This is a genomic window from Aquitalea sp. FG25, assembly GCF_057809375.1.
The window spans coordinates 49,855-76,559 of record NZ_JBMDJV010000011.1 but is presented as its reverse complement, the minus strand read 5'-3'; the positions used below and the strand labels follow the sequence as shown (position 1 = coordinate 76,559).

At 58.6% G+C, this 26,705-nt stretch carries 17 protein-coding genes; 13 read left to right on the top strand and 4 right to left on the bottom strand.

Translation table 11 applies throughout. From position 1 onward, the window contains the following. Nucleotides 1-13 precede the first annotated feature (13 nt). From ACODR9_RS11485 to ACODR9_RS11475, 3 genes are read left to right on the top strand one after another with little or no spacing between them, the layout of a single operon-like run. A complete protein-coding gene (locus tag ACODR9_RS11485; protein ID WP_488809405.1) occupies nt 14-3,118 on the top strand; it encodes an MdtB/MuxB family multidrug efflux RND transporter permease subunit in 3,105 nt (1,034 codons plus the stop codon). Beyond that, complete coding sequence (locus tag ACODR9_RS11480) at nt 3,115-6,216, top strand: multidrug efflux RND transporter permease subunit (protein ID WP_488809404.1); 3,102 nt, start codon at nt 3,115-3,117, stop codon at nt 6,214-6,216. The genes ACODR9_RS11485 and ACODR9_RS11480 overlap by 4 nt, the downstream gene beginning before the upstream one ends. Nucleotides 6,217-6,221: 5 nt before the next feature. Next, entirely contained in the window at nt 6,222-7,607 is a 1,386-nt protein-coding gene (locus ACODR9_RS11475) for an efflux transporter outer membrane subunit (RefSeq protein WP_488809403.1), read from the top strand. 75 nt (nt 7,608-7,682) lie between these two features. Here ACODR9_RS11475 and ACODR9_RS11470 read toward each other — a convergent pair whose 3' ends face one another. Together ACODR9_RS11470 and ACODR9_RS11465 are read right to left on the bottom strand one after the other, a co-directional pair. Next, nucleotides 7,683-8,540, bottom strand: coding sequence for a formyltransferase family protein (locus ACODR9_RS11470; protein ID WP_488809402.1), 858 nt, complete (start codon nt 8,538-8,540; stop codon nt 7,683-7,685). 88 nt (nt 8,541-8,628) lie between these two features. Next, nucleotides 8,629-10,353 carry a Na/Pi cotransporter family protein gene (locus ACODR9_RS11465; RefSeq protein ID WP_488809401.1) on the bottom strand — a complete coding sequence of 575 codons (1,725 nt, stop codon included), beginning with the start codon at nt 10,351-10,353 and terminating at the stop codon, nt 8,629-8,631. 353 nt (nt 10,354-10,706) lie between these two features. Between ACODR9_RS11465 and ACODR9_RS11460 the strand changes: the two genes are divergently transcribed. The 6 genes from ACODR9_RS11460 (at nt 10,707) to ACODR9_RS11435 (ending at nt 18,307) form a co-directional block, all read left to right on the top strand. Continuing rightward, nucleotides 10,707-12,800, top strand: a complete 2,094-nt coding sequence (locus ACODR9_RS11460; RefSeq protein ID WP_488809399.1) for an acyltransferase family protein — start codon at nt 10,707-10,709, stop codon at nt 12,798-12,800. 216 nt (nt 12,801-13,016) lie between these two features. After that, nucleotides 13,017-13,748 carry a hypothetical protein gene (locus tag ACODR9_RS11455; RefSeq protein WP_488809398.1) on the top strand — a complete coding sequence of 244 codons (732 nt, stop codon included), beginning with the start codon at nt 13,017-13,019 and terminating at the stop codon, nt 13,746-13,748. 1,288 nt (nt 13,749-15,036) lie between these two features. Then, nucleotides 15,037-16,377 (top strand): hypothetical protein, encoded by a 1,341-nt coding sequence (locus ACODR9_RS11450; RefSeq protein ID WP_488809396.1) that lies wholly within the window; start codon nt 15,037-15,039, stop codon nt 16,375-16,377. Between the two features lie 54 nt (nt 16,378-16,431). Next, on the top strand, nt 16,432-16,626 hold the full coding sequence (locus tag ACODR9_RS11445; protein ID WP_199102158.1) for a helix-turn-helix transcriptional regulator: 195 nt from the start codon (nt 16,432-16,434) through the stop codon (nt 16,624-16,626). Nucleotides 16,627-16,987: 361 nt separating this feature from the next. Further along, on the top strand, nt 16,988-17,581 hold the full coding sequence (locus tag ACODR9_RS11440) for a plasmid pRiA4b ORF-3 family protein (protein ID WP_488809395.1): 594 nt from the start codon (nt 16,988-16,990) through the stop codon (nt 17,579-17,581). A gap of 69 nt (nt 17,582-17,650) precedes the next feature. Beyond that, nucleotides 17,651-18,307, top strand: coding sequence for an inovirus Gp2 family protein (locus tag ACODR9_RS11435; RefSeq protein ID WP_488809394.1), 657 nt, complete (start codon nt 17,651-17,653; stop codon nt 18,305-18,307). Nucleotides 18,308-18,382: 75 nt separating this feature from the next. Here the strand turns inward: ACODR9_RS11435 and ACODR9_RS11430 are convergent, their stop codons facing one another. Continuing rightward, nucleotides 18,383-19,285, bottom strand: coding sequence for a nuclease-related domain-containing protein (locus tag ACODR9_RS11430; RefSeq protein WP_488809393.1), 903 nt, complete (start codon nt 19,283-19,285; stop codon nt 18,383-18,385). 288 nt (nt 19,286-19,573) lie between these two features. Next, nucleotides 19,574-20,440, bottom strand: a complete 867-nt coding sequence (locus ACODR9_RS11425) for an AraC family transcriptional regulator (protein WP_488809392.1) — start codon at nt 20,438-20,440, stop codon at nt 19,574-19,576. Nucleotides 20,441-20,840: 400 nt separating this feature from the next. Here ACODR9_RS11425 and ACODR9_RS11420 point away from each other — a divergent pair, with 400 nt between their 5' ends. From ACODR9_RS11420 to ACODR9_RS11405, 4 genes are all read left to right on the top strand, one after another. Next, nucleotides 20,841-23,528: a type VI secretion system Vgr family protein gene (locus ACODR9_RS11420; protein WP_488809493.1), complete on the top strand. Its 2,688-nt coding sequence runs from the start codon at nt 20,841-20,843 to the stop codon at nt 23,526-23,528. Beyond that, nucleotides 23,528-25,252 carry an esterase/lipase family protein gene (locus ACODR9_RS11415; RefSeq protein WP_488809391.1) on the top strand — a complete coding sequence of 575 codons (1,725 nt, stop codon included), beginning with the start codon at nt 23,528-23,530 and terminating at the stop codon, nt 25,250-25,252. The genes ACODR9_RS11420 and ACODR9_RS11415 overlap by 1 nt, the downstream gene beginning before the upstream one ends. Before the next feature lie 84 nt (nt 25,253-25,336). Next, the gene (locus tag ACODR9_RS11410) at nt 25,337-26,251 is read left to right on the top strand and encodes a T6SS immunity protein Tli4 family protein (protein ID WP_488809390.1); all 915 of its coding nucleotides are present in this window, start codon (nt 25,337-25,339) and stop codon (nt 26,249-26,251) included. 120 nt (nt 26,252-26,371) lie between these two features. Further along, entirely contained in the window at nt 26,372-26,551 is a 180-nt protein-coding gene (locus ACODR9_RS11405) for a hypothetical protein (protein ID WP_488809389.1), read from the top strand. Nucleotides 26,552-26,705: the final 154 nt, after the last annotated feature.

Here is a 26,705-nt window from a genome sequence, read left to right as displayed (position 1 = left end):
GCGGGATGACGGCATGAACCCTTCACGTCCCTTTATCCTGCGGCCGGTGGCCACCACCTTGCTGATGCTGGCCATCCTGCTTACCGGCCTGGTGGCCTGGAAGCTGCTGCCGGTATCCGCCCTGCCCGAGGTGGACTACCCCACCATCCAGGTGGTGACCCAGTACCCCGGTGCCAGCCCGGAAGTGATTACGTCTTCCATTACCGCACCACTGGAGCGCCAGTTCGGCCAGATGCCGGGGCTGACCCAGATGTCGTCCACCAGTTCGGGCGGTGCCTCGGTGATTACCTTGCAGTTCAGCCTGGAATTGACGCTGGATGTGGCCGAGCAAGAAGTGCAGGCTGCCATCAACGCGGCCGGTAATCTGCTGCCCAGTGACCTGCCCAATCCGCCGATCTACAGCAAGGTGAACCCGGCGGATACCCCGATTCTCACCATCGCGGTCAGCTCGGACACCTTGCCGCTGACCAAACTGGAAGACCTGGTGGATACCCGGCTGGCGCAAAAGCTGTCGCAAGTGCCGGGCGTGGGCTTGGTCAGCCTTAGTGGTGGCCAACGGCCAGCGGTGCGCATTCAGAGCAATCCCAAGGCGCTGGCTGCACGCGGGCTGACGCTGGAGGACATCCGCACCGCCATCAGCAATGCCAATGTGAACCAGGCCAAGGGCAGCTTTGACGGCCCGCAGCAAGCCTCCACCGTGGATGGCAACGACCAGCTGAAGTCGGCCGAGGAGTACAAGGATGTCATCGTTGCCTACCAGAACGGCGCGGCGGTGCGCCTGCGCGATGTGGCCCGCGTGGTGGATTCCGCCGAAAACATGCGGCTGGCGGCCTGGGCCGGTGCCACGCCGTCCATCATCCTGAATGTGCAGCGTCAGCCGGGGGCCAATGTCATCCAGGTAACCGACCGCATCAAGGCCTTGCTGCCGCAACTGCAGTCCACCTTGCCCGGTGCAGTGGATGTAAAGGTGCTGAGCGACCGCACCGTCACCATCCGTGCCTCGGTGGAGGATGTGGAGTTTGAACTGCTGCTGTCCATTGCGCTGGTGGTGATGGTGATCTTCGTATTCCTGCGCAATGTGCCGGCCACCATCATCCCGGCAGTAGCGGTGCCGCTGTCGCTGGTGGGCACCTTTGGCGTGATGTACCTCACCGGTTTTTCCATCAACAACCTCACCCTGATGGCGCTGACCATTGCCACCGGCTTTGTGGTGGACGATGCCATCGTGATGATCGAAAACATCGCCCGCTACATCGAGGAAGGCGAAAAACCGATGGCGGCGGCGCTGAAGGGCTCGCAGCAGATTGGCTTTACCATCATCTCGCTCACTTTTTCGCTGATTGCGGTGCTGATTCCACTGCTGTTCATGGGCGATGTGGTGGGGCGGCTGTTCCGTGAATTTGCCATCACGCTGGCGGTGTCCATCCTGATTTCCGCCTTTATTTCGCTGACCTTGACGCCGATGATGTGCGCGCGCCTGCTCAAGCATGTGCCAGAAGAAAAACAGGGCCGCTTCTACCATGCCAGCGGGGCGTTTTTTGACCGCATCATCGCCCGTTACGGCCAGATGCTGAGCTGGGTGCTGGATCGGCAAAAGCTCACCCTGCTGGTGGCGGCAGGCACGCTGGTGCTGACCGTGCTGCTGTATACGGCGGTGCCCAAGGGCTTTTTCCCCTTGCAGGATACCGGCGCCATCATGGGCAGCAGCGAGGCGGCGCAAAGCATTTCCTTCACCGCCATGGCGCAGAAGCAGGAACAACTGGCCCAGGCCTTGCTGAAAGACCCGGCGGTGGACAGCCTGTCGTCCTTTATCGGGGTGGATGGCAATAACGCCTCGCTCAATAGCGGCCGCCTGCAAATCAACCTCAAGCCCAAGGGCGAGCGCGATGACATCCGCACCGTGCTGGCGCGGCTGCAACAAAGTGCTGCCACGGTGCCGGGTATGTCGCTGTATTTGCAGCCGGTGCAGGATTTGTCCATCGACACCCGTGTCAGCCGCACCCAGTACCAGTTCACCCTGCAGGCCACTAATCCGGACGACCTGTCGCAGTGGGTACCCAAGCTGGTACACAAGCTGAACCAGCTGCCGCAACTGGCGGATGTTGCCAGCGATTTGCAGGACAAGGGCCTGCAAGCCTATGTGAATATCAACCGCGATACCGCCGCCCGGCTGGGCGTTACCACCGCCGCCATCGACAATGCCTTGTACGACGCCTTTGGCCAGCGGCTGATTTCCACCATCTTCACCCAGACCAACCAGTACCGCGTGGTGCTGGAGGTGGATGCGCAGAACCAGCAAGGCCCGCTGTCGCTGCGGGGCATTTATGTGCCCACCGTCAGTGGTGGCCCGGTGCCGCTGGATACGGTGGCCAGCATCGAACAACGCCCCACCGCGCTGACCATCAACCACCTGGGGCAATTCCCCACCACCACCATCTCTTTCAATCTGGCCAAGGGCGCGGCGCTGGGGCCGGCCGTAGATGCCATCCGTCAGGCTGAGGACGAGCTGGGCATGCCGACCAGCCTGGATACCAAGTTCCAGGGCGCGGCACTGGCCTTCCAGGCCTCGCTCAGCAATACGCTGTGGCTGATCCTGGCGGCCATCGTCACCATGTATATCGTGCTGGGGGTGCTGTACGAGAGCTATATTCATCCCATTACCATCTTGTCCACGCTACCCTCGGCGGGCATTGGTGCCTTGCTGGCCTTGCTGGTGTCCGGTAACGACCTGTCGGTGATTGCCATCATCGGCATCATTTTGCTGATCGGCATCGTCAAGAAAAACGCCATCATGATGATCGACTTTGCGCTGGAGGCCGAACGCGAGCAGGGCATGAGCCCGCGCGATGCCATCTACCAGGCCTGTTTGCTGCGCTTCCGTCCCATCCTGATGACCACCATGGCGGCGCTGCTGGGCGCGCTGCCCCTGATGCTGGGCAGCGGCATGGGCTCCGAATTGCGCTCACCGCTGGGCGTTACCATGGTGGGTGGGCTGATGGTGAGTCAGGTGCTGACGCTGTTTACCACGCCGGTGATTTACCTGGCCTTCGACCGGCTGGCACGGCGCTGGCGGCGTCATGGCGATGCAACGGATGATCAGGCAGAGGCCGAGGCATGATTCCGTCCGAACCCTTCATCCGGCGGCCCATTGCCACCACGCTGCTGACGCTGGCCATCCTGCTGGCCGGTTTCCTGGCGTTCAAGCTGCTGCCGGTGTCGCCCTTGCCGCAGGTGGATTTTCCCACCATCTCGGTCAGTGCCAAGCTGCCCGGAGCCAGCCCGGAAACCATGGCGTCCACCGTGGCCACGCCGCTGGAACGGGCGCTGGGGCGTATTGCCGGGGTGACGGAAATCACCTCGTCCAGCTCGCTGGCCTCCACCCGCATTACCTTGCAGTTTGACCTCAACCGCGACATCAACGGTGCCGCGCGCGATGTGCAGGCCGCCATCAATGCCGCGCGTTCGCTCTTGCCCACCGGCATGCCGTCCAACCCCACCTATCGCAAGGTGAACCCGGCTGACGCGCCCATCATGATCATCGGCCTGACCTCGGACTCGCTCACCCGTGGCCAGATGTACGATGCCGCCGACTCCATCCTTGGCCAGAAGCTGGCGCAGGTGGAGGGCATTGGCGATGTGAATATCGGTGGCGGCGCACAACCGGCGGTGCGGGTGGAAATGAACCCCTTGCAGCTGAACCATTACGGCATCGGTATGGAAACGGTGCGCGCGGCCATCACCAGCACCAATGCCAACCGGCCCAAGGGCTTTGTCGAGGACGGCCAGCGCCACTGGCAGGTGCAGGCCAATGACCAGGCTGGCAAGGCCAGCGACTACCTGCCGCTGGTGGTGAGTTACAAGAACGGCGCGGCGGTGCGCCTGTCCGACGTGGCCGAGGTGAAGGATTCGGTGCTGGACGTGCGCAATGCCGGTTTGCTGGGCAAGCAACCGGCAGTGATGATCATCCTGTTCCGCCAGCCGGGCGCCAACATCATCGAAACGGTGGAGCGGGTGAATGCGCTGCTGCCGCAATTGCAGGCGTCCATTCCTGCCGCCATCAAGATGCAGGTGGTGATGGACCGCACCTCCACCATCCGCGCCTCGCTGTCCGAGGTGGAGCGCTCGCTGGTCATTTCCATCGCGCTGGTCATCCTGGTGGTCTTCCTGTTTCTGCGTAATGGCCGCGCCACCGCCATTCCCGCCATCACCGTGCCGGTGTCGCTGGTGGGCACCTTTGCCGTGATGTATCTGTGCGGCTTCTCGCTCAACAACCTCAGCCTGATGGCGCTGACCATTGCCACCGGTTTTGTGGTGGACGACACCATCGTGGTGCTGGAAAACATTGCCCGCCATATTGAGAACGGCATGAAACCGTTCAAGGCCGCCTTGCAGGGCGCGCGTGAAGTGGGCTTTACCGTGTTGTCGATGAGCATTTCGCTGATTGCGGTGTTCATTCCCATCCTGATGATGGGCGGCATCATCGGGCGCTTGTTCCGTGAATTTGCCGTCACCCTGTCGGTGGCCATTCTGGTGTCGCTGCTGGTGTCGCTTACCACCACGCCCATGCTGTGCGCACGCTGGCTCAAGCCGCATGCGGACAAACCGCCAGGCCGATTGTTTGCCTGGAGCGAGCGCATGTTCGACGCCATGCTGGCAGGCTATCGGCGCAGCCTGGGCTGGGCCTTGCGCCACGGCCCGTTGATGATGCTGATTCTGGGCGCCACCATTGCGCTGAATGTCTACCTGTACGTGATTGTGCCCAAGGGCTTTTTCCCGCAGCAGGACACGGGCCGGCTCACCGGCATGATCAAGGCCGACCAGAGCATTTCCTTCCAGGCCATGCAGCAAAAGCTGCAACGCTTTATCGACGCAGTCGGGCAGGACCCGGCGGTGGACAAGGTGATCGGCTTTACCGGCGGCGGCCAGCGCAACACCGCCAATATGTTTGTCAGCCTCAAGCCCTTGGGTGAGCGCACGGAAAGCGCCGATCAGGTGATTGGCCGCCTGCGCAAGCGGCTGGCGCGCGAGCCCGGTGCGCAGTTGTTTTTGCAATCGGTGCAGGACATCCGCGTGGGTGGCCGGTCCGCCAATGCCCAGTACCAGTACACTCTGCAAGGGGATGATCTGGAAGAGCTGCGCCGCTGGACGCCCAAGGTACAGCAGGCCTTGCAAAAGCTGCCGATGCTGGCCGATGTCAGCAGCGATCAGGAAATCAAGGGCCTGCAAACCACGCTCACCTTCGATCGTGACGCCATGGCGCGCCTCGGCCTGACCCAGTCGCAAGTGGATTCGGTGCTGAACGACGCCTTCGGTCAGCGCCAGGTGTCCACCATTTACAACCCGCTCAACCAGTACCACGTGGTGCTGGAAGTGGCACCCCAGTTCTGGCAAAGCGCCGAGGGCCTGCGCAGCATTTATCTGCAAACCACCACCGGCCAGCCGATTCCGCTATCCGCCTTTGCCCGCTGGCAGCCCACCAATACCGCGCTGGCGGTGAACCACCAAAGCCAGTTTGCCGCCACCACCGTGTCCTTCAACCTGCCGCCGGGCAGTTCCTTGTCCGACGCCACTGCCGCCATCGCCAAGGCCACAGCGGACATCGGTCTGCCATCGTCGATTCAGGGCAGCTTCCAGGGCACGGCCAAGTCGTTTCAGGATTCGCTGGGCAGCCAGCCCATGTTGATTCTGGCGGCCATGGTGGCGGTGTATATCGTGCTGGGCATGCTGTATGAAAGCGTGGTGCACCCGCTCACCATCCTGTCCACGCTTCCGTCTGCCGGGGTAGGGGCCTTGCTGGCACTGCTGGCCACCGGGGGCGAGTTCAACATCATTGCGCTGATTGGTGTGCTGTTGTTGATTGGCATCGTCAAGAAAAACGCCATCATGATGATTGACTTTGCCCTCAGCGCCGAACGCGAGCAGGGCCTCAGTTCGCACGATGCCATTTTGCAAGCCTGCCTGCTGCGCTTCCGCCCCATCATGATGACCACGCTGGCCGCCCTGTTTGGCGCGCTGCCGCTGGCACTGGGGCATGGCGACGGTGCCGAGATGCGCACCCCGCTGGGCATCTCGATTGTTGGCGGCCTGCTGCTCAGCCAGTTGCTGACGCTGTACACCACGCCGGTGGTTTACCTGTATCTGGACCGTTTCCGCCTGTGCTGCCTGCAATGGCGTGACAACTGGCGCAGCCGGACTGCCGCCGCACACAAGGAATGACACGCATGTCTGCATTCACCCCGTCCCGGCTGGTACTGGCCGGCCTGATCAGCCTGCTGCTGGCCGGCTGCGCCATCGGCCCCGACTACAGCAAGCCCAAGATGGATATCCCCGCAGCCTTCAAGGAAGACGGCCGCTGGAAAACCGCCACCCCGCAAGATGCCAGCCCGCGTGGCAACTGGTGGGCGGTGTATCAGGACGCGCAGCTCGATAGCCTGATGGACACCCTCAACCGGCAAAGCCCCACCATTGCCCAGGCCGAGGCCAATTACCGTAATGCCCGCGCCTTGCTGGATCAGGCCGAAGCCAGCCTGTGGCCCACCATCGGCACCACCGCCAGCAAGACGCGCGGGGTGACAACGGCAGGCGGCAGCGTCAGCAATCAGTACAATCTGTCCGCCAGCGCCAGCTGGGAAGTGGACTTGTGGGGCACGGTGCGCCGTGCGGTGGAGGCGGGCAATGCCAAGGAAGCGGCCAGCGCCGCCCAGTTGGCGGCTATTCGTTTGAGCAGCCAGGCCCAGCTGGCGACGGCGTATCTGCAACTGGTGGCGGCCGATGTACAGCTGAAGCAATTGCAGGACAGCGAGGCCAATCTGCTGCAAAACCTGCAGCTCACCCGCAACCAGTTTGCTGTGGGCATGGTGTCGGACGATGCCGTGGCGCAGGCGGAAAGCAGCTGGAAAACTGCCCAGGCCGCTCGCGTGGACAAGCAACTGAGCCGCGCCCAGCTGGAGCACGCCATTGCCGCCTCGCTGGGCGTGGCTCCGGCCAGCTTCACGCTGCCGGTCAGCAAAACCCTGCCCCATCTGCCACAGCTGCCAGCCGGTCTGCCATCCACCTTGCTGGAGCGCCGTCCGGACATCGCGGCAGCGGAGCGGGCGGTGGCGCAGGCCAATGCCGAAATCGGCATTGCCAAGGCGGCGTTCTTCCCCACGCTGAACCTGACTGCCAGCGGCGGCTACAAGAGCAGCAGCTTTGCCGACTGGGTCAGCCTGCCCAACCGCATCTGGAGTGTGGGGCCGCAACTGGCACTCACCCTGTTTGACGGTGGCTTGCGCCGGGCGCAGACCGCCGCTGCCGTGGCCAGTTACGACGCCAGCGTGGCCAGCTACCGTCAGACGGTGCTGAGTGCTTTTCAGGCAGTAGAGGACAATCTGTCAGCCCAGGTGCTGCTGGACGAGGAAATGCAATACCAGCAAGCGGCGCTGGCGGCGGCGCAGCGGGCGGAAACCATTGCGCTCAACCAGTATCGCGCCGGGGTGGTGAGTTATCTGAATGTGCTGACCGCACAAAACAGCCGCATCAGCGCCGAAAACAGCCTGTGGACCCTGAAAAACCGCCAGTACACCGCCAGCGTGGCCTTGATTGCCGCGCTGGGTGGTCAGTGGTAGTGGCCCTGCCTGTCAGATGAAAAAACAGCCCTTAACGGGCTGTTTTTCGTGAAATGAGCAAGTGGATAAGGGCGCTCAGAACGGCCTTCTGCCACTGATGGCACCGGGAGGCTGCACGCTCCATTCGCTGATCACCAGATAGCCATCCTGCACGGCAAACAGCATGGACAGGTCCACGCTGCGCAGCAGGGTGCCGGGCGCGTGGCTGTGTGGCTCCAGCCAGCCGTGGGCGCGATGCACCACAAAATCCACGCCATTGGCCTCGGCCAGACAGTTGATATCGCCAAAGGCGCGCAACTGCCGCAAGATGGCGTCCAGCGGGCCGCGCAAGTCCAGCGTGCGTTCTGCCTCGCCCCAGCGCGGCCAGTAGCTACCAGCCCCTTGTGGCCGGGCCTGTTGCCACAGTCTGGAGAAGTCCGCGATGACACGGCGGGCCAGCTGCTCCAGTGCCAGCTGGCATTTCCATTCCAGCGTGGCCAGGGTTTCGTCCGGGCTCAGGGCAAACAGTTGCTGATCCAGCAGCGCGCCGCTGTCAAAGCGCGGCTCCACCACATGGCAGCTCACCCCCCATTGGCTGCGCTGTTCCAGAATGGCGCGCACCAGCGGAAACGGCCCGCGTGCTTCCGGTAACGGCGAAGGGTGGAAGTTGACCGCATGGGGCAGATAAGGCCGCCAGTCCGGCACTTTCCAGTCATAGCTGCCCAGCAGCAGGGCTTCGCAGCCTTGTGCAGCCAGGGCGGCCAGATCGGCCTCGGTCATCGGGGATAACTGGACGGGAATGCCCAGCCGCGCCGCCTGTTCCACCACCTGCCGGTTGTCGTGGATTTTGCCATCCAGCGGGCAGGTGAAGATTTTCAACGGCAGCCAGCCGGCCAGCAAGGCAAGGTCCAGCAGCACCTTGAAGCGGTCGGTCAGGGTAATGGCAAAGCGCATGGCGGCATCCGGGCGTGAGTCAGGCTGACAGATATACCAGCATCCGCTGCGGACCGGGCCATCCTGGCAAACACCTTAACAATTCTGTTCAACATGCCCCGGCAGAGGGTGGCTGGTGTAGCCGTGGGCTACTGCTGTCGTCCGGTGTTGCTGTGCCGGACAAGGCCTGCTTGCGCAGGCGGCTGGGGCGCAGCTGGCCGCTGGCTTCCAGCGCCGGATAGGCGGTGGCGCACAAGTGGGAGTGAATGCGCTTGAAGTCGCGCAGGATATCCAGATGCAGCGAGCTGGTTTCCAGGCTTTCCAGCCGTCCTTCGCGCAGCCGCGCCATATGGCTTTCGGCGGCTTGCATTTCCAGTTCGCGCACCCGGGTTTTTTCGTCCAGCAACTGGCGTGCCGCCTTGACGTCGCCGGTGAGGAATACGGTAAAGGACAGCTTGAGATTGTCGATGATCAGGCGGTGAAAGGCCTCCAGCTCCTGCGCGCCCTCGCGCGAGAACTGCAGCTGGTGCTTGGTCTTCTTGCTGGCCAGCTCCATCAGGTTCTTGTCGATGATGTCGCCGATATGCTCCAGATTGATCGACAAGGCCATGATTTCCATCGCGCGCCGCCCTTCAGCTTCGTCCAGGCTGTCGCGGGTCAGCTGCACCACGTACAGCTTGATGGCCTCGTACAGGCTGTCCACCGCGTTGTCGCGTTGCGAAACCGCCAGCGCCAGCTTGCGGTCATTGCCCAGCAACACCTGCATGGATTCGCGCAACATGGTTTCCACAATATCGCCCATGTGCAGGGTTTCGCGCGCGGCACAGGCCAGCGCCACGCTGGGCGTGGAAAGCGCGCTGGCATCCAGATACAGCGGCTGGGCCGGGTCGTCTGCGGCCTTGCTCTCCGGCAGCCAGCGGCATAGCAAGCGCGACAGCGGCTGGATGCCCGGCAGGAAAACCAGCGCTACCGCCACATTGAACAGGGTGTGGAAATCCGCCGCCAGCCGTGCCGGGTTGTCTTCCCACGGCATCAGCCAGGCCAGCAGTGGGTTCAGTAGTGGCAGGAACAGCGCACAGCCTACCAGCCGGGTGAGCAGATTGCCCGCTGGCAGGCGGCGATGCGCCGGATTACTGCTGGAAAGCCCTTCGATGAAAGGATTGAGCGCACTGCCCAGATTGGCGCCCAGAATCAGCGCACAGGCGGCCAGCGGCGGAATAAAGCCGGAGTAGGCCAGCGACATGGTGAGCAAGACCGTGGCCACGCTGGAATGGGCCAGCCAGGTCAGCACAGCCCCCAGCAGCAAGGTGAGCAGCGGCTCGCCAGTAATGGCCGACAGGATTTCCCGCACGACCGGGGCGTTCTCCGCCGGTGCCAGGCTGGTCAGCAACAAGTGCAGCGACAGCAGCATCAAGCCCAGGCCAATGGCCACCCGGCCCAGGTCGCGCCCTCTGGCATCGCGGCTGCGTTTGAACGCCACCACGCCCACCACCAGCAGCAGGGGCGAGATGGCGGATGAGTCAAACGACAGCAGTTGCACAATCAGCGTGGTGCCGACATTGGCTCCCAGCATCACCGCCAGCGCCGGGGCCAGCTCCACCATGCCGGAGGCAGAGAACGATGACAGCATCAAGGCGGTGGCGGTGCTGCTTTGCAACAGCGCGGTAATGCCCAGCCCGGCCAGAAAGGCCTGTACGCGGGTGCGCAGCACTGTGGCCATTACCCGGCGCAGGCTGGCACCAAAGGCGCGCACGATGCCGCTGTGCACCATGTGCAAACCCCACAGCAATAGCGCCACGCCTCCCATCAAGTCCAAAAGGATGGAAGTCACCATATTGTTCTCCCCGACGATGTGCTGCCTGTGCCAGCCCGCAGCGGGAGCGCTGTGGCTGACCAGTGGGCTGAGGCCCGGCTGTCATCCTGCCAGTGTAGGAGGGGTAAACCGGCCAAATCCGCCAACAGGCGACCTGTTCTTGTGTAAATCCGTAGCAAATGCCGTGCCGGCAGCTGATTTCGGTATACCTCACCCACTACACATGCGCCATGTGGACTTTGCAGTGCAACACGATGCAGCGCCGCGCTTTGACGCATCTTGCGCCCGCTATACAATGGGCGGCTCTTTAGCCACAGATAGCCACCTGTTGCGCTGCATCTGCCCGATGTGGCCTGGCAGGTGCCAGAGCGTTCATGTCACTTCGTCCTTCCTCCAGCGTCAGTGCTGGCAGTTACCGCCCCGATATTGATGGCCTGCGCGCTCTTGCCGTACTGGCCGTGGTGTTGTTTCACATCGGCGTGCCGGGTTTTGGCGGCGGTTTTGTCGGAGTGGATATCTTTTTTGTCATTTCCGGTTTCCTGATCAGCGGTTTGCTGCGGCAGGAGCTGCTCAGCCAGGGCCGCATCGACTTCAAGGCCTTCTATGCCCGGCGTTTTCGCCGCCTGGGCCCGGCCTTGCTGTTGATGGTGTGTGTGGTATTGCTGCTGTCCTACTTTGTGCTGTTGCCGGACGACCAGAACAAGCTGGGCCGCGAAATCCGAGGCGTGGCCTTGCTGTCGGCCAACCTGCACTTCCTCCAGCATGCGTTTGACTATTTCAACTCCGCGTCCGACCTCACCGTCATGCTGCATACCTGGTCGCTGGCAGTGGAGGAGCAATATTACCTGGCCTGGCCCTTCATCATGTGGGGCTTGTACCGCCTGAATGGCCGTCAGCCGGACAAGGTGGCGCGTAGTCTGCCGCCGCTGCTGTGGCTGATATTTGTCGCTTCGCTCGCCTATTGCCTGTGGCTGTCCTATCACGAAACCCCGCGTGCCTTTTACCTGATGCCCACCCGCGCCTGGGAGTTTGCCGCCGGTGCGCTGCTGGCCATCACCCCCGTGCCGGCTGGCTGGAAACCGCATGCTGGCGTGGCCAGTGGTATCGGCCTGCTGTTGCTGCTGGGCTCGGTGCTGGGCCTGAACGAAGCCATGGTGTTTCCCGGTGTCATCGTACTGTTGCCGGTGCTGGGCAGTGTGTTGTTCCTGCTGGGTGGCCAGTTGAATGCGAACAATGCCGTCAGCCGTCTGGCTGCACGTCGGCCCTGGACCGACATCGGCATCCTCTCCTATGGTTTTTATCTGTGGCACTGGCCGCTGCTGGCGCTGGGCCGCTACTGGGGCCTGGGTGAGCGCAGCCTGCCGCGCGACCTGCTGCTGGGCGGGGTGCTGGCCTTGCTGCTGGCCTGGCTGAGCTATCGCTATGTCGAGCAACCCATCCGCCAGAAAAAGCTGCGCGCCTTCACCGCCACCAAAGCCACGCTGTGGAGCGGCTTTGGCATGATCGTGGGCATGTGGTTGCTGGGTAATGTGGCCATGTTCCTGCTGCCCCGCGCGCCGTGGTCCGGCCATCAGGCACTGCTGCAAGCCAAGGGCGATGCCATGGCCATGCACGGCAATTGCGCCATGCCCCGTGACGGCCTGCCCTTGTCACCGGTGGCGCAGTGCCTGGAAGGGCAGCGCAATGGCCCGGTAAGACTATTGGCCTGGGGCGATTCGCATACCGACCACCTGATGCCGCTGTATGAAACCCTGGCGCAGCAACAGCATATTGCCATCCTGCGCCGGGTGTACCACGGTTGCCCGCCGCTGCCAGATGTCACCCCGGTGGGCGAGGGCAAGCTGCGCACCTGGTGCACCAACTTCTCCCGCGCCGTGCGCGACGAACTGCCGCAGCTCAAGCAGCAGGGCGTCAGCGGTGTGCTGATGAATGTGCGCTGGAGTGGCTACGCGGCGCTCAACAAACCGGGTGAAAACAGCATTGCCGTGTTGCCAGCCGGGCAGAACGGCATGCCGGGCAGCGTATGGGACAAACAGGTGGGCGTGGCACCGCTGGACCGCGCCACCTCGCTGACCGTGCTGCAACAGGCGCTACAGCGCAATGCCGCCTACCTGCAGCAACTGGGACTGAAGCTGGTGCTGGTATTGCCGGAGCCGGAAATGCAGCGCTCGCCGCCAGAGTGTGTGATACGGCTGGGAGCCGCCGCCTGTAATGTCAGCCGCCAGCAAGCCGAGGCAGAACGCGCCGACGTGGTGGCCATGCTGCGCAAGGTGGCCAGCCAGTCGCCCAATGTGCGTATCTGGGATGGTTTCGACCATTTCTGCGATGCCACCACCTGCTACGTCAGCCAGAACGGCCACATCCGCTATCAGGACAAAAACCACATCACCGCCAGCATGGCCCGTTCCATGGCGGCCGATTTCAAACCGGTATTCGACTGGGCCTTGCAACCGCTTGCCAAGCCCTGAGGCCATCAGCACCGATAGCAAAAAGCCGCCAGTGATGGCGGCTTTTTTCTGCGTGGCTCCTGGACGACTGGCCGCTTTCGCCCCTGACCAGAGCCAAGAATCAATGATGACAATGATGGACCGCAAGCCAACAAGCCCGCCATACTTGAAGCATCAAGCGCAGCGTTGCCAGCTTCGGCAAGCCTGACTAAGCCGAAAACCAGAGAGGGCCACACCATGCACCGGGAACTGGAAATCGTCGAACAACTGATACTGGGCCAGGACCCCTTGCACCGTGGCCAGGCGCTCAACACCCCCAAAGACCCGGCGCTGGACCAGGCGCGTGCCCACTACTACCAGCAGCTCAAGCGGGTGAGCAAACAGCATGCCGCTGAGCCTGCCCAGCCCTCGCTACCGGCCCGCTCCGGCCAAAACCGGGCGGGTGAGCGCTGGAGCATTGCCGAAGACAACCGCCTGAGCGCGCTGTGGGAAACCTCCGCCACCGTCACCAGTGCCGAGCTGGCAGACAAGCTGGGCCGCAGCCGCACCGCCATCCTCGCCCGGCTGGTGAAACAAGGTTATTTCCCCGACCAGGCCAGTGCCATGCAGGCCGACGACCAGCGGCTGGAACAAGCCGGTCAGCCCGCCTGGTGGGCCACTCAGCCCAAGCCTGCTATTCCGGTCACGACGCCTGCTACACCACCCAGCCCGCCCGCGCATACGGCACAAGGCAGTGGTCCTGTCGACATTCCCAACGCAGGCAAAGCCTGGAGCGCCAGCGATGATGCCCGCCTACTCGCCAACTGGCACGACCCCGCCGCGCCAGACTGCGCCAGCATCGCGCAAAGCATGGGTCGCAGCCGCGCTGCCATCATCGCCCGGCTGGTACGCATAGGAGAGTTTCCCGACCGGGATGCGGTAAGGGCGGCGGATAGGGAGAGGGGGAGTAACCTGAGGCCGGATGACTGAATGCTGGGAACGACAATTGCTTGCTGAATAGCATCACGCAAAAAAAGCCGCATCCATTTATCGGGTGCGGCTTTTGGGATTTTTACGAATGCATATTGCAGTGCAAGTGGAGTCCCGACAGGAATCGGATTGACACTGCATCTGGCTGATTTTTATATGGTAATTTTTATGCCATCTAAAAATGTACCAGCATTTGTACCAGCGTAGCGAGAAATGGTGATTTTCCGACGTTCGGAGGGAATCGAATTAAAGTAGATTGCCATTGTCATTTCTGCGTATGCGGGGCTGAAATGGATCTCCAACACACGGCACAAGTATAGCAGATTAGGTTCCCTCTACTCACGGCCAAGCATCTTTGTAAATGCGCAGTGCCGCTTCTGCTGTGCGCCCGATGAGTCGAGCGCAAAGTTTGAGGCCCGCCTTGCCAAGCGTATGCAGTGCCGCTGGGCCAAGCAGGACTATGACCTCTACAACCTTCCTTGCGGTAAATGGACTCTTTATGATTTGCACCGCACGGTAGCCACGAGGATGGAAGAGCTGGGTGTCGAGCGGGACATGGTTGCCCGGGTTCTAGCTCATGCAAGGCCTGATGCCAAAACCACTGGGCGTTATGCAAGACACACTCATTGGGAGCAGCGTTGTAAAACACTCGATCTGCTGGGGAGTGCACTTGAGCAATGTGAGAGCGGCCAGCTTCCCTTGGTCGAAGGCGGGAATGTCGTTCAGCTCAAAAGAGCCTGATTTTGTGTTACTGGGTTGGTATACATCGGTCTATCTTGATTCACCGGCTTGGAATGCATATCCCTGCAGGATGTCCCATTCTCACTAGCAAATATCCCTCGTCAATCTGCTGGACTGCACTCTGTTTTAGGTCATAAGGGCTGCCGGAACTTCTGTGATCCACGATCACGATCGAGGCAGAAATTTCAATTAATTAGGCGACTCTAATATTTAGATATCGATAGAATAGGAACGATAATTATGGGGCCTATTTAAAGAAAGTCAGTTCCACGTACCCCGCACATGCCCTGTCATTGTCTATGATTACCCCTCAGTAGCTCGAGTGTGCCGCTTTGATCGGTAGCGTGCTTGTTGTAAGGGACGCAATGTCCGATCATAGGGTGACAGTTGGTGAGCGAAGTGACCGTTAAGGGGAGTGTAAATGGCACGAGGCTTTACTGGAAGTAGGGGGGCTCTTTCAGCCGCGACAGCCCAAGGTTTGAGGGACTCTTGCTGTAGTTGGCTCCCTGGGATGCCGCTACTAGATGGTAGAGGTCCGGCTATGGTAGTGGGGGACTTACAAAACGCGGTCAGCACAGTCATCTCTGGGATGAAGCTGGCAGTAGATTTGCTGGGTACTGATGCGTTGCCATACCGATGGGTGAGGGACGAAGCTGGATGGGACGTATTTGATTCTACTGATCTGGTAGCGCGGCTGACGTTTCTCAAAAGTGATCCGTTTCGCGAGATGTGGCGGTACCTGTCGGCTTACGAGGTACATCCGTACTTGGGGTTGCTGTCGAAGCTGATCAATGACGTGAACGGCTCAATGATCGCCCCTTGGCCTTGTGCAATGAACGCGGCACAGCCTTCGAGCCAAGATCCGGAGCTTGCCAGGGCGTGGAATCGACTCGTACTGGCTTTTCGTGAGGCAGTGGCGCAGAAGGATTTCGAGAAGCACCGGCAACTGATGGTACGTACTGCGAACAAAAATGCGCGTGGCTGCAAGGACTACATCACTGCCCTGCAAAAAATCTCCAAAGATCTGTATGTGCAACGACTGGAGCTGAGCTACACCCCAGAAACCCAGTGTACTCCCGGCTCAATCAAAAAAGATCTGGAAACGCTTTTGCGGAGCCGTAATCAGAGACGATTCGAAAGATCCTGGAATGGTTTGGCCGGTTATGTGTGGAAACTTGAAAAAGGCGATATGAACTGGAAGGTCCACCTTGTCTTGCTCTTTGATGGCCGGATAGTTACGACACCAAGACAGGCTGGTTGGATTGCCACTTTCTGGATGCGTGGGTGGGGGAAGGCAGAACGTATAGCTTTTTTGCTGCCAGCCAAACCAGATAACTATCAGCTTTGTGCTATTGGACTGATGAAGCGTGGCGTGGCTGATACTGACAAGCAGCTAGGCATGTTGGTCCATTACATGACCAAGCTGGATGCAGTGATGCGATTAAGCATCCCGGGAGCCCCACGGTTTGTGACCTATAGCCGTGGTCAACTACCTCGCAAAAAACCGAAGCCTAGCGCCAAAAAGAAGGAAGAACCGTCGGAAGTGAAGCCAAATGCTTACTATCCAATGCCAGTCTATATGCACAATGATCGCAGAAATGCCTCAGATCCATGGCGTGCTTTATTTCCGCGTCTCAGGACTTTAAGGAGAGAGAAGCAAGATGTGGTGGTGTGTGATTCTTCTGCACTGGAGTTGGATGTGTCATCTGGTTCAGATGATCCGAGTGAAGCGCTAACGCCTCAAGAAATGGGGCCGCCATTACCTGTGCCTCCGCAGGCTAGTACTGTACCAAACAAGACGGCTGAGCTGATGGTTAACGGACAGAGAGTTGAGACGAGAAAAAGAAGACCTATGACCATACCAGCATCGGTACCGAAGGAGGTGTAGTTAGTTTTTTACTGTGTACTTCAATGATGTGTCCTAACACTGAGGTTGCACATCATGAACAAAATTCTCCGCCTGAAAGATGTCCTGGAAACGACTGGCCTGGCACGGGCTACGATGTACAAGATGATGACCGATGGCGTATTCCCCAAGTCGATCTCGCTGGGGGAGCGTAGCGTCGGTTGGCTGGAAAGTGAAGTACAAGACTGGATCCTGGCCAAGATTGAAGAGCGTGATGCTGGCAAGGCATGATGGGTAGATGATGTTGCTGATGGAATGATGCGCTTCTCTGGTAAAGCACCGTGGCCGTGGTGGTCATGGTGTTTTACCAGAGTGCAGACCGTGCTCACTTTGTCCGTGGCTACGGGGTAAGTTTGTCATTCGATCCATGCTGCATGAGGAAACCAGACGATCGTTTTCTCGGTATTGGTAATATGCTTTTATTACTATTACTGTATGGTTACTAATAACTAGTGGTGATATCTACACCCAGATAGGCAAGACGAATGCACTGCCCTTAGGCAGAGTGCAATTCGGATGCTTGTCATGTCTTGGTCTGAGTGGGCATCGGTACTCCTGCTAGCTTGATCACAACAGTAGACGAAGGAGCTGTATGGTTACTGGCACGAAGCCGCATCTGCATATTGTTCGTTCATCTATGCCGGTCTATCAGCTGCGTATCGCGCTGACTGACTCAGAGCCTTTGATCTGGCGGCAGTTACTGGTGTCCGGGTCTACTACCCTGGCCACGCTGCATGTCATCTTCCAGCATGCGATGGGATGGCGAGGTAGCCATCAGCATGCGTTCTTGATCGGTGATACCTGCTATGGCCAAGCTGATCCTGATTACCCCGAGACCGTACCCGTTATTGATGAGCAGACCGTTACGCTTTCTGGCTTGGTGAAAGTAGGGGAGCGTTTTTCCTACCAGTACGACTACGGGGATGACTGGCAACACGACATTACGGTGGAAGCGTTGCTTCCTGCCGACGTGACGTCGGTAACGCCGCTCTGTATTGCGGGTGCCAATGCCTGCCCACCGGAGGATGTCGGTGGTATCCCGGGCTACGTAGACTTCTTGGATGTCCTGGGTGATCCGTCACATGACGAGCATCTGTCCATGCTGGAATGGTGTGGCGGTGGCTTTGATCCAGCCGTATTTGGCCAGGCAGAGACGAACAGACGGTTAGCAGGACTCAAGCTCTAGCACTGTTCTACATGGTGAAAATTTACTGCGGAGCTACAGGTTATGTGAACCTACACTCTGGAGTAAACGATGGTCCGTCATCCTGGCAATACCAACCTCACCCTTCATTACGATGCTACCTACCTGAGCTTGCCTGTACAGCAGGAAAAAGGCCCCTTTGTTCTGAGCTATCTGGATCGTCTGAAGCAGACGATAGATCGTGCGTTAGCGCAATACCGTCGTGTCTTTGCTTTCCGGGTTGATCTACGCTTACCGGCAGGTCAGTTTTTACCGGACGATGTCTTTACCAACCAGATCGTGTCGCGCTTCATCGCTTCCTTCAAAGCCAAGCTTGCGCACAAACGTAGACGTGCTTTGGATGCAGATAAGTATGCCCATGAGTGTAATGTTCGCTATGTCTGGGCGCGTGAAATCGGGGAGCGTGGCCGGCCGCATTACCACTTGTTGATCCTGCTGAATGGCGATGCGTACTGTGCATTGGGAAGCTTTATATCAAAACAAAGCAATACTTGCCATCGCTTGGAGGAGGCGTGGGCCAGTGCCCTTGGCTTGCCTGTAGCTGCAGTGGATGGTTTGGTACACATTCCAGATGACCCGACCTACAAGCTGCGTAGAGGGGATCAGCAAGGCATGAATGATCTCTTTCACCGAGCTAGCTATCTGTGCAAGGCAGCCACCAAAAGCTACGGCAATGGGCAGCATGGCTTTGGCTGTAGTCGGGGCTAATTACCAGTAGCTTTGTGTACCCGTGATATGGCGGAGGCCCGGGTAGTGAGCCGGTTCGTCATCCTGGCAGGATCGTTACGGATTCACAAAGAACAGTGTCGAATGTTGATCCTTTTCGCATTCGGCAAAAAATTCCTTCTTCTGCTTACGTAAGCGAGCAGGCTCTCCACACTCAGGACAGCTGGTCTTGATCGATGTGTTCTTCTCGCAGTCTCGGCAATAGAAAAAGTAGCTGAACGAGTAACGGATTTCGAGGTTGTGGCTGCTACAGTGTTTGCAGCAGTTGGCAGGGGCTTTAGTGGCAGGGGACGGTGGGGGCGAAGCCGCTTTGGTTACGGCTGTAGTTTCGTCGACCTCTGGTTCGGAGGGCTGCTTCACCAGTGGTTTGTTTTTCGCCAAAAGGAATGCTGCAATTTTCTTGCGATTCTCTGCGGAAAGCGCCGGTTCCTGCATTTGACGAGCACGGGAGACATTACTCTCGATGACCTTATCTGCGATCTGGTCAGCTTTACAGACGTTATCCACAGGGCCACTCTTTGGCCACAAGATCACCCCGCTATCTGAGATAGCAATGTAAGTGTCAATCTGGAGCTTGTCGAAGAAGCCAGGATTCTTGGCAGCAATGCCCAAGGCTTTACGGAAGAAGCGCTCTTGCAAACGAGCTTGGGTGAGGGGGGAGGCAATGCCTTTGGATTGGTTGGCTCCAAACCAACGGATCCATTGACCATCATCCTTGATCTGGATCTTGCCGTGGACGCTCTTGCTTTCCACGATGGTCAGCCCGTAAGAGTGGATCAGCAGATGATCGATCTGCGCTGCGTCACCATCTTCTTCCAGCCGTACGCCATTGAGTACCAGGACGTCAGAATCGGTAGCAAAGAAACGCTTCAGGTAAAAGGCCATCTGCTCTTCGGCAGCCCTACCTGACTTGGCCAGCTTGTCTTCCGACTGGAACGGATCCAACTCCTTAACAATCACGTCAGTACCTGTATGTGGCAGTGAATGACAAGATTTTACATCATTGGGTATGACTATGTGCTAAGTCGGTTGGCTAGATATTGATCGGCAGCCGCTCGGCCTTTACCGACATTCGGTCAGTAGGGTATATCAGTCAGTAATGTGTTGCTCAGCGGCCCGTAGCCTGCGAGTCGTGCTGAGCGACTTTGCTGAAAGTATTCATACAGCTCACTCCAAGCCTTTCGACAGAACTAGCTATGGTGGATCTTTTGTCCAGATCCACCACACCTTTGGGAGATGTCTTATCCATTATTTCAATGGCAAGTAGATATCTGTCACCAGCTCATTCTCCGGCGTTTCTGGCATCAGGTTCAAGTAATGGAAATAGAGAGGAAAGTCGCGTAATTCTTCGCTACTTTCGGGCAGCCAGTTCCGATACAACGGGTAGATACTCTCACCAATCCGGGTATGGGAACCGTGATGCCGCACCCTGGCGCAACGGCCCCCGGGAATAGTCTTCAATACCACCCCTTGGGGGTTGGATGGAATCTCAGCTGCCACTTCGCCGCAGATGTCAAAACGGAATTGAGCGGGCTCGGTGGTATCCGGGTTGTCGTAGGCGATACCGAAGGTGCGGCTGCTCTGTCTGGGAGAAAGGTGGCTTTCCTTACGCCAGGCAATGAATTGAGCAACCGAGTCGTTAACCCTCTGGCTAGGTCCGCGATGTTCTAGCACAGCGATAAAGGTAGTTTCAAAATTGACGATCTCAATCTGCATGGATTGATTCCTTTCTGGTAATTGGAACCGGTAGCGCTCATGCCAGGATTCCCAGTTCGGTTGCTTTCTGAATTGGGAGGGTGACTGACCGAAGATGTTCCTGAAGGCACGGGTAAACGATTCCGGGTTCTCGAAGCCGGCCTCCAGAGCGATGTCGATGATCTTGGCGGCGCGATCGAAAACGAGCTGCTGTGAAGCTCGTCGCAGTCGCAGAAGCAAGACGTATCGAGCTACGCTGGTGCCAATGTAGTTGGCGAATTGCCGGTGGAAATGGAACTTGGAGAAGTTGGCGACCTGGCTAAGTCGTTCCACGGTCAACGTTTCGCTCAGGTGTGCCTCGATGTAGTCGAGTACCGTGCCTAATCGTGCCGCGTACGCCGTTGTCCGAAGTTCGTTCATCTGTCTTCCTCTGTCCATGGGAAGCACTATGCGTGATAACACTCACAAAATCCTGACTACGATTGCTCAGTCAGTGTATTAACCACTCCCAGAAACCATCAGCCAACAGCGCCTCTCTACGGTGGTTTGTTCAACCTTTCTGGACCGTGCCAGGGCATGTCCGAAACTCTGTGTAAACCAGTCGTACAATAGCCATGCGACTACTGACCGCTTTGGCCGACGAACTGCCCGTTGTGAATGCATTACGTGATCCTCTGTTCCCTTCCTTCTGTATGCAAGGGCATCCGTAGAACTACGCATTCATGCCATCCCACCTTGTTCGTGGCATGTTAGACGCATAAACTGTTGAACTTTCAACAGATTGTGAATGATCACGTCAGCCGACGTGACAGCCCGCCGCATGGATTTCTCTGCTCTGCTCGCCAGCTTCGCCGCCGCCTTCTCCCAGCACCAACGCCTGCTCACCCTGCAGCTGGATGGCGGCAACATCGCCGCCGAGCAGTTGCTGCCCCACACCCTGGACGGCAGCGAGGGCGTGTCGGAGGCCTATCGTTATCAGCTCAGCTGTTTGTCGCCCGACGGCAATATCGAGCTCAAATCGCTGCTGGGTGTGGCCGCTCGTCTGGGCGTGCTGGATGCCGATGGCAGCGAGGTGGTGCGTTGGGGGGTGGTGTCGCGGGCGGAGTTGTTGGGGTCGGATGGTGGCTTTGCCAAGTATGGTCTCACCATTGAGCCACCGTTTGCCCTGCTGCGCCTGCGCCGCACGTCGCGGGTGTTCCAGGATTTGTCCGTCCCCGATATCGTCAAGCAGATTCTGGCCGAGCATCAGGCCAATAACCCGGTGTTTGCCCAGGTGCAGACGCTGGAGTTCCACACCGCCACGGCCAGCCCGCGCAGTTATTGTCTGCAGTATCGCGAGAGCGATTTCGACTTCATCGTGCGGCTGCTGCACGAAGAGGGTTATGCCTGGCGCTTCGAGCATGTTGATGGCGAGCATCCGCAGGTGAAACTGGTGGTGTTTGACGATGCTTACAGCCTGCCGCCCGCCGCCAGCGAGCGGGTGCGCTTTCATCGCAGCGATGCAACAGAAGAGGAAGATGGCTTTACCGATTGGAGCGCCGCGCGGCAGGTGGTGTCCGGTGCGGTGGCGCTGGCCAGTTTCGATTACCAGCCGGTGGCCACCCAGCATACCGGTGACCAGACCCGCATCCAGCAAGGCCGCAGTGGTGATGCACTGCAATCCACCTTGCAGGATTACGACCCACAGTCGCTGTACTACGCCAGCGATGCCGAGCAGCTGAGCCAATACGCCCAGCTGCGTCAGCAGGCGCACGATGTGCAGGCCAAGCAGTTTAGCGGGGCCGGTTCGGTACGCAGCCTGCAAGCCGGGCAATGGTTCCGCCTGGACGAACACCCGGCGCATGAGGGCGACAGCAGCGAACAGCGCGAATTCGTGGTCACCGGCCAAACCTTCCGCGCCAACAATAATCTGCCGGGCGATCTGGCCAGCAGCTTGCGTGGCTTATTAGGAAATAGCAGCACGTCAACTGACGCTCAGAACAGCAGCCCCTTCCAGACCACCATCACCGCCCAGCGCCGTGGCATTCCGCTCACCCCGGCTTACGCCAACAGCACCCAGGCCAAGCCGACATCTAAAGGGGTACAGACCGCCACCGTGGTGGGGCCGGAAGGCGAGGAAGTGCATACCGATGAACTGGGTCGTATCAAGGTGCAGTTCCACTGGCAGCGTGCGGACGAACACCCCAATAGCGGTGCCAATCTGGACGACAAATCCTCCTGCTGGCTGCGCGTGGCCATGCCCAGCGCCGGGGCGGGCTGGGGTCACCAGTTCATCCCGCGCATTGGCCAGGAAGTGCTGGTCGACTTTATCGAAGGTGACATCGACCGCCCGGTGATTGTGGGTGTGCTGTACAACGGCAGCCACGCCACCCCGGCCTTTAGCGGTGCCGGTGCACTACCGGCCAACAAAACGCTGTCCGGCATCAAATCCAAAGAACACCAGGGCGGCCAGTACAACGAACTGTTGTTTGACGACACCCCCGGCGAAGTGCGCGCCAAGCTCAGTTCCGAACCCGGAAAAACCCAGCTCAATCAGGGCTTCCTCACCCACCCGCGCAGCAATGGCAAAGCCCAGGCACGCGGCGAAGGCTTCGAACTGCGCACTGACCTTTCCGGCGCACTGCGCGCGGCTCAAGGCTTGCTGCTCAGCGCTCATGCCCGCCAGGGCGCGAGTGGCAATCAGCTGGATCGAGAGGAGCTACTTGGCCAGTTACAAATGGCCCTGTCCATTGCCCAAGAGCTGGCTAAGCAAGCCGAAACGCACGAAGCGGAGAGTACGGATACCCAGCCACAGCAACAGCTGCTGGAGCATGTCCAGCAGTGGGAAAACGGCAGCAACACCGCCACTCAAGCCAAGGCAGGTCATAAAGCCATCATGGCGCTGGGTGCGCCGGACGGCATCGCGCTTGCCAGTGAGGCCAATATTGCGGTGGCCGCTGGCAGCAACCACGACCTGGTGGCCGCCAAGGACAGTAACGTTAGCGTCGGGCAGATGCTACGGATGCGTGTCGGCCAATCACTCTCTATTTTTGTGCAACAGCTGGGCATGAAGCTGATTGCCGCCGCAGGCCCTATCCGGGTCCAGGCACAAAGCGACGGTGTGGAAATCGGTGCTGCCAAATTGCTGCACTTGTACTCGCTAGAAAAAATCATCATGGAAGCGCCAGAGGTGGAAATCCGGGGTAAGAATGGCAGCGCGACCTACAGCAACGGCATCGTCACCAAGACCTCTGCCAGCCACACCCAGCACGCAGGTAGCCACGTCATGGACGGGCCGACCAGTGTCAGCGCGCAACTACCCGGCATGCCGCAAAGCGCGCTAACTACCAATGAACAATTTGGGGTAGCCGGCCGTTCCGGTAAAGCGCAGCCCTCGCTCCCACACGAGGTTCTCAACAGCGAGGGTAAGCTGGAAGGTTCCGGCAGTACCGATGGCAGCGGCGCGACCGCGACCTTGAGCGGCAAGCTCATGGATCAGTTAAAGATGACCCTTAAACGGAACGGATGATGGCAGACGTCTTGAACAGTGCAACCCGCCGCATACCCCTGCAATTCGACAAGCAGGGCAACCCGTGTTTCGAATCGGTTAAAAGTCCGGACAGCTTCAAGCAACGCGCGTTGTGTGTAAAGCCACCGCACAACGTAATCCCGGTGATCTTTGTGCCTGGGATCATGGGGACGAATCTGCGGCTCAAGGATAAAAAACAGGTCCAGGCTTGGGCCCCACCAAATGGCACCTTGGCAGGGATAGGCGCCGCATGGAACGGAGCAAGGCAAAGCCCTGCCGTACGCCAAATGCTCTTTGACCCCAATGGAACCGAAGTCAACCTCGATGGCCCGTGCAAGATCTCTGGCGACCTGCACTGGGTCACGCCTGAAGAGGCCAAAAAGCGGGGCTGGGGGGCACTGCACGCTGATAGCTACCACTCTATCTTGCAGCAGCTGGAAATCAGTCTCAACGACCAGTACAGCAAACCCGGTCGGCCACAGGAACATGGCAATTTCCTGCTTCCTGAAATCGGTCTGCTCAGCCATCTCAATGGCGGAGAGCAGGCGGCACCTCGTGCGCCAGGTGAGCCCGACTATGCCGCGGTGGCGGCAGCCGCCGTGAAGGCCTGGAACACGGCCCCCCCGTCTTTATCCAAAGAGGAAATTCTGCGTCTGGACGATTATTACTATCCAGTATGGGCGCATGGTTACAACTGGCTGCAAAGCAACGAAGACTCGGCAAAATCCTTGGTAGAAAAAATCGACCAGGTCATCGAACACTACCAAAAGACAGACTACTTTGATTGCGAAGGCAAGGTGATCCTGGTCACCCACTCAATGGGGGGCCTGGTAGGTCGCCGTGCCGCCCAACTTGCCCCTGACAAAGTGTTGGGCGTAGTGCACGGCGTGCAGCCTGTAGCCGGAGCACCAGTGGTTTACCGCCGCTTCCGGGCGGGTACCGAAGTCGGTGGTTTCTTCGACATCGAAGGCGCGGCGGTTGCCTCCATCATTGGCTGGGACGCTGCCGACATCACCCCGACCTTGGCTTGCTCCCCCGGTCCGCTAGAGCTACTGCCAACCCGACACTACCCGGCCGGTTGGCTGAAAGTTGCCAAGAAAGGTAGTGAGGAAGTGCTGTTCAGCCTCCCGCAGACCGACCCTTACGAGGAAATCTACAGCAAGACCACCGACGACTGCTGGTGGGGGATGCTGGATCCGGCGCTAATTGATCCGGCCAACAAGTTAACTTCAGAAGACAGCACGCCTCTACAGGTGCACCGGAATGCTTTAGACCGCGCTAAAGATCTCCACGATACCCTTGATCTTTATGCCCACCCGCAGACTTATGGTTATTACGGTATCGACGAGAAGAAATTCCGCACCTTTGGTCATATCCATTGGCAAACCTCCGGCGACATACCCAATGACGATGCGCTGCCATTGATTTACCAGCAAGACAATCAGCGGTCTTTGACTGGTAAAAGCACCGTACCTTTGTATGGCGAGACCGGCTCTCCTGAAGTCAAATTCAAGCTTGGCAATGATCGTGACCAAGGTGGGGACGGTACGGTGCCACTGGATTCAGCTAAAGTGCTGGCCCAACTGCAACCGACACCGAAGGTGGTGTTTCGCATTGCGGGCTTCGATCACCAGATGAGCTACAAGAACCCTTACGCCATTCAGGCCACGGTCTATGGTATCGCCAAGCTGGTGCAGTTGGCCGCACCGGCTACCCCTTTATGAGAAGCGCCAACCATGCCTAGCCCCCGATACTTTCTCGCGCTAATGCTGCTGACCAGCATTCCTGTTTACGCTGCGGAGCCCCAAATGTTCGAAAAAATGAAAACCTACTGCTTTGGCCGTTACCTGGTGGATGTACCTTATGAGGCTGAGCTGAAGGGGCAAGGAAATACCTACCTGAGCACAACGATAAAAACTGAACATGGTGGTGAAACTTTGCTTCGGCAGAAAATTGAAAATAGATTAAATGAGTTGAAAGAAGGAAAAACTGCATCAGAGCGGTTTCTACTAAATCGAGAGATTGAGCCAAGCAAAACAAGCCATTTGTTGCTTGGCTACAAAGAAGCATTTGGTAGTCCGATGTACAGCATTGACTCATTCAAGTGGGATCGAGGGTGGATCTTTACGACTTCAAGAGCCCCTTATGACGACAAAAAAATCGATTCAATTATTGCCAGATTTAATGATTACTTGAAAAGTGTTCGTTATCGTTCTGACCGGGAAGTTCCAAAGGAGCCTGGGTTTTGCATTGAAAATGGCTTCATTGCCAACAATGGAAAAACGCCGCAATTTGAAAGAGCATCCATTACATTTTCGCTAAAAAATAATCCAGATGTATGGTTTAGTGTAGAAAGTATTGTCCTGTCCAAGAGTCAACCGTCCCTGCTAACCCGTATCAAAGAAAGTAAAATTGATTCAAGGCTCCAAGGAAAGATCAAGAGGGTTAGAGAGAGTAAACTCACTATAAATGGAATGATAGGTGAAGAATCTCTAGTCTATTTTCCATCAGATGATGGAAGAGGAGAGGCGCAAAGCTTCACATGGGAAACACAAGGAGAGATTGGTAACCCTCTTAAGCCCAATATTGAATTGGCTATCACTTCAGGTGAAGGTGTCGCTGGCGTAACCGGTGTATCTTCTATGTCCACCAAACAAATCCAAGCCCTATACGAAGCTATCGTCAAGACCATCCGCCTGCGGCCAACGACAGAGGCACGGTAAGGTATTTGAACTACAGCTAGCCAGGTACTGGCCACCCGGCTGGCAAAAGCCATCAACTACATCGCCAAGTTACCAACCATGAGACAAGCGGCGGTACGTAACGCACTCAAAAAGCTTTGATTGGCCGATAGCCTGGAAACCAGGCCGGACGCCATCAACCCCGACAACGGCAAAGATGGCAACAAAGATAGCGGCCACCTGCAACACCACGCCGCCGCACTCAAAGCCTGGGAAGCCGGCAGCAATACCGACAAAGAAGGCAAAACCGCCACCAGCGGCAGCAGTACACAAACCGGCTAACAGCCCCTGCTCATCCTGACCACCCTTGCCAGCCTCACCGAACAAAGCCAAACCGTCAGCGTCTGCACCAACCTCAACCTCATCGCCCAATGTGACGCCAGGCGGCACGATGACCATCGTGGAAGAGCGCCCTGAATACCAGCACCCATTTATA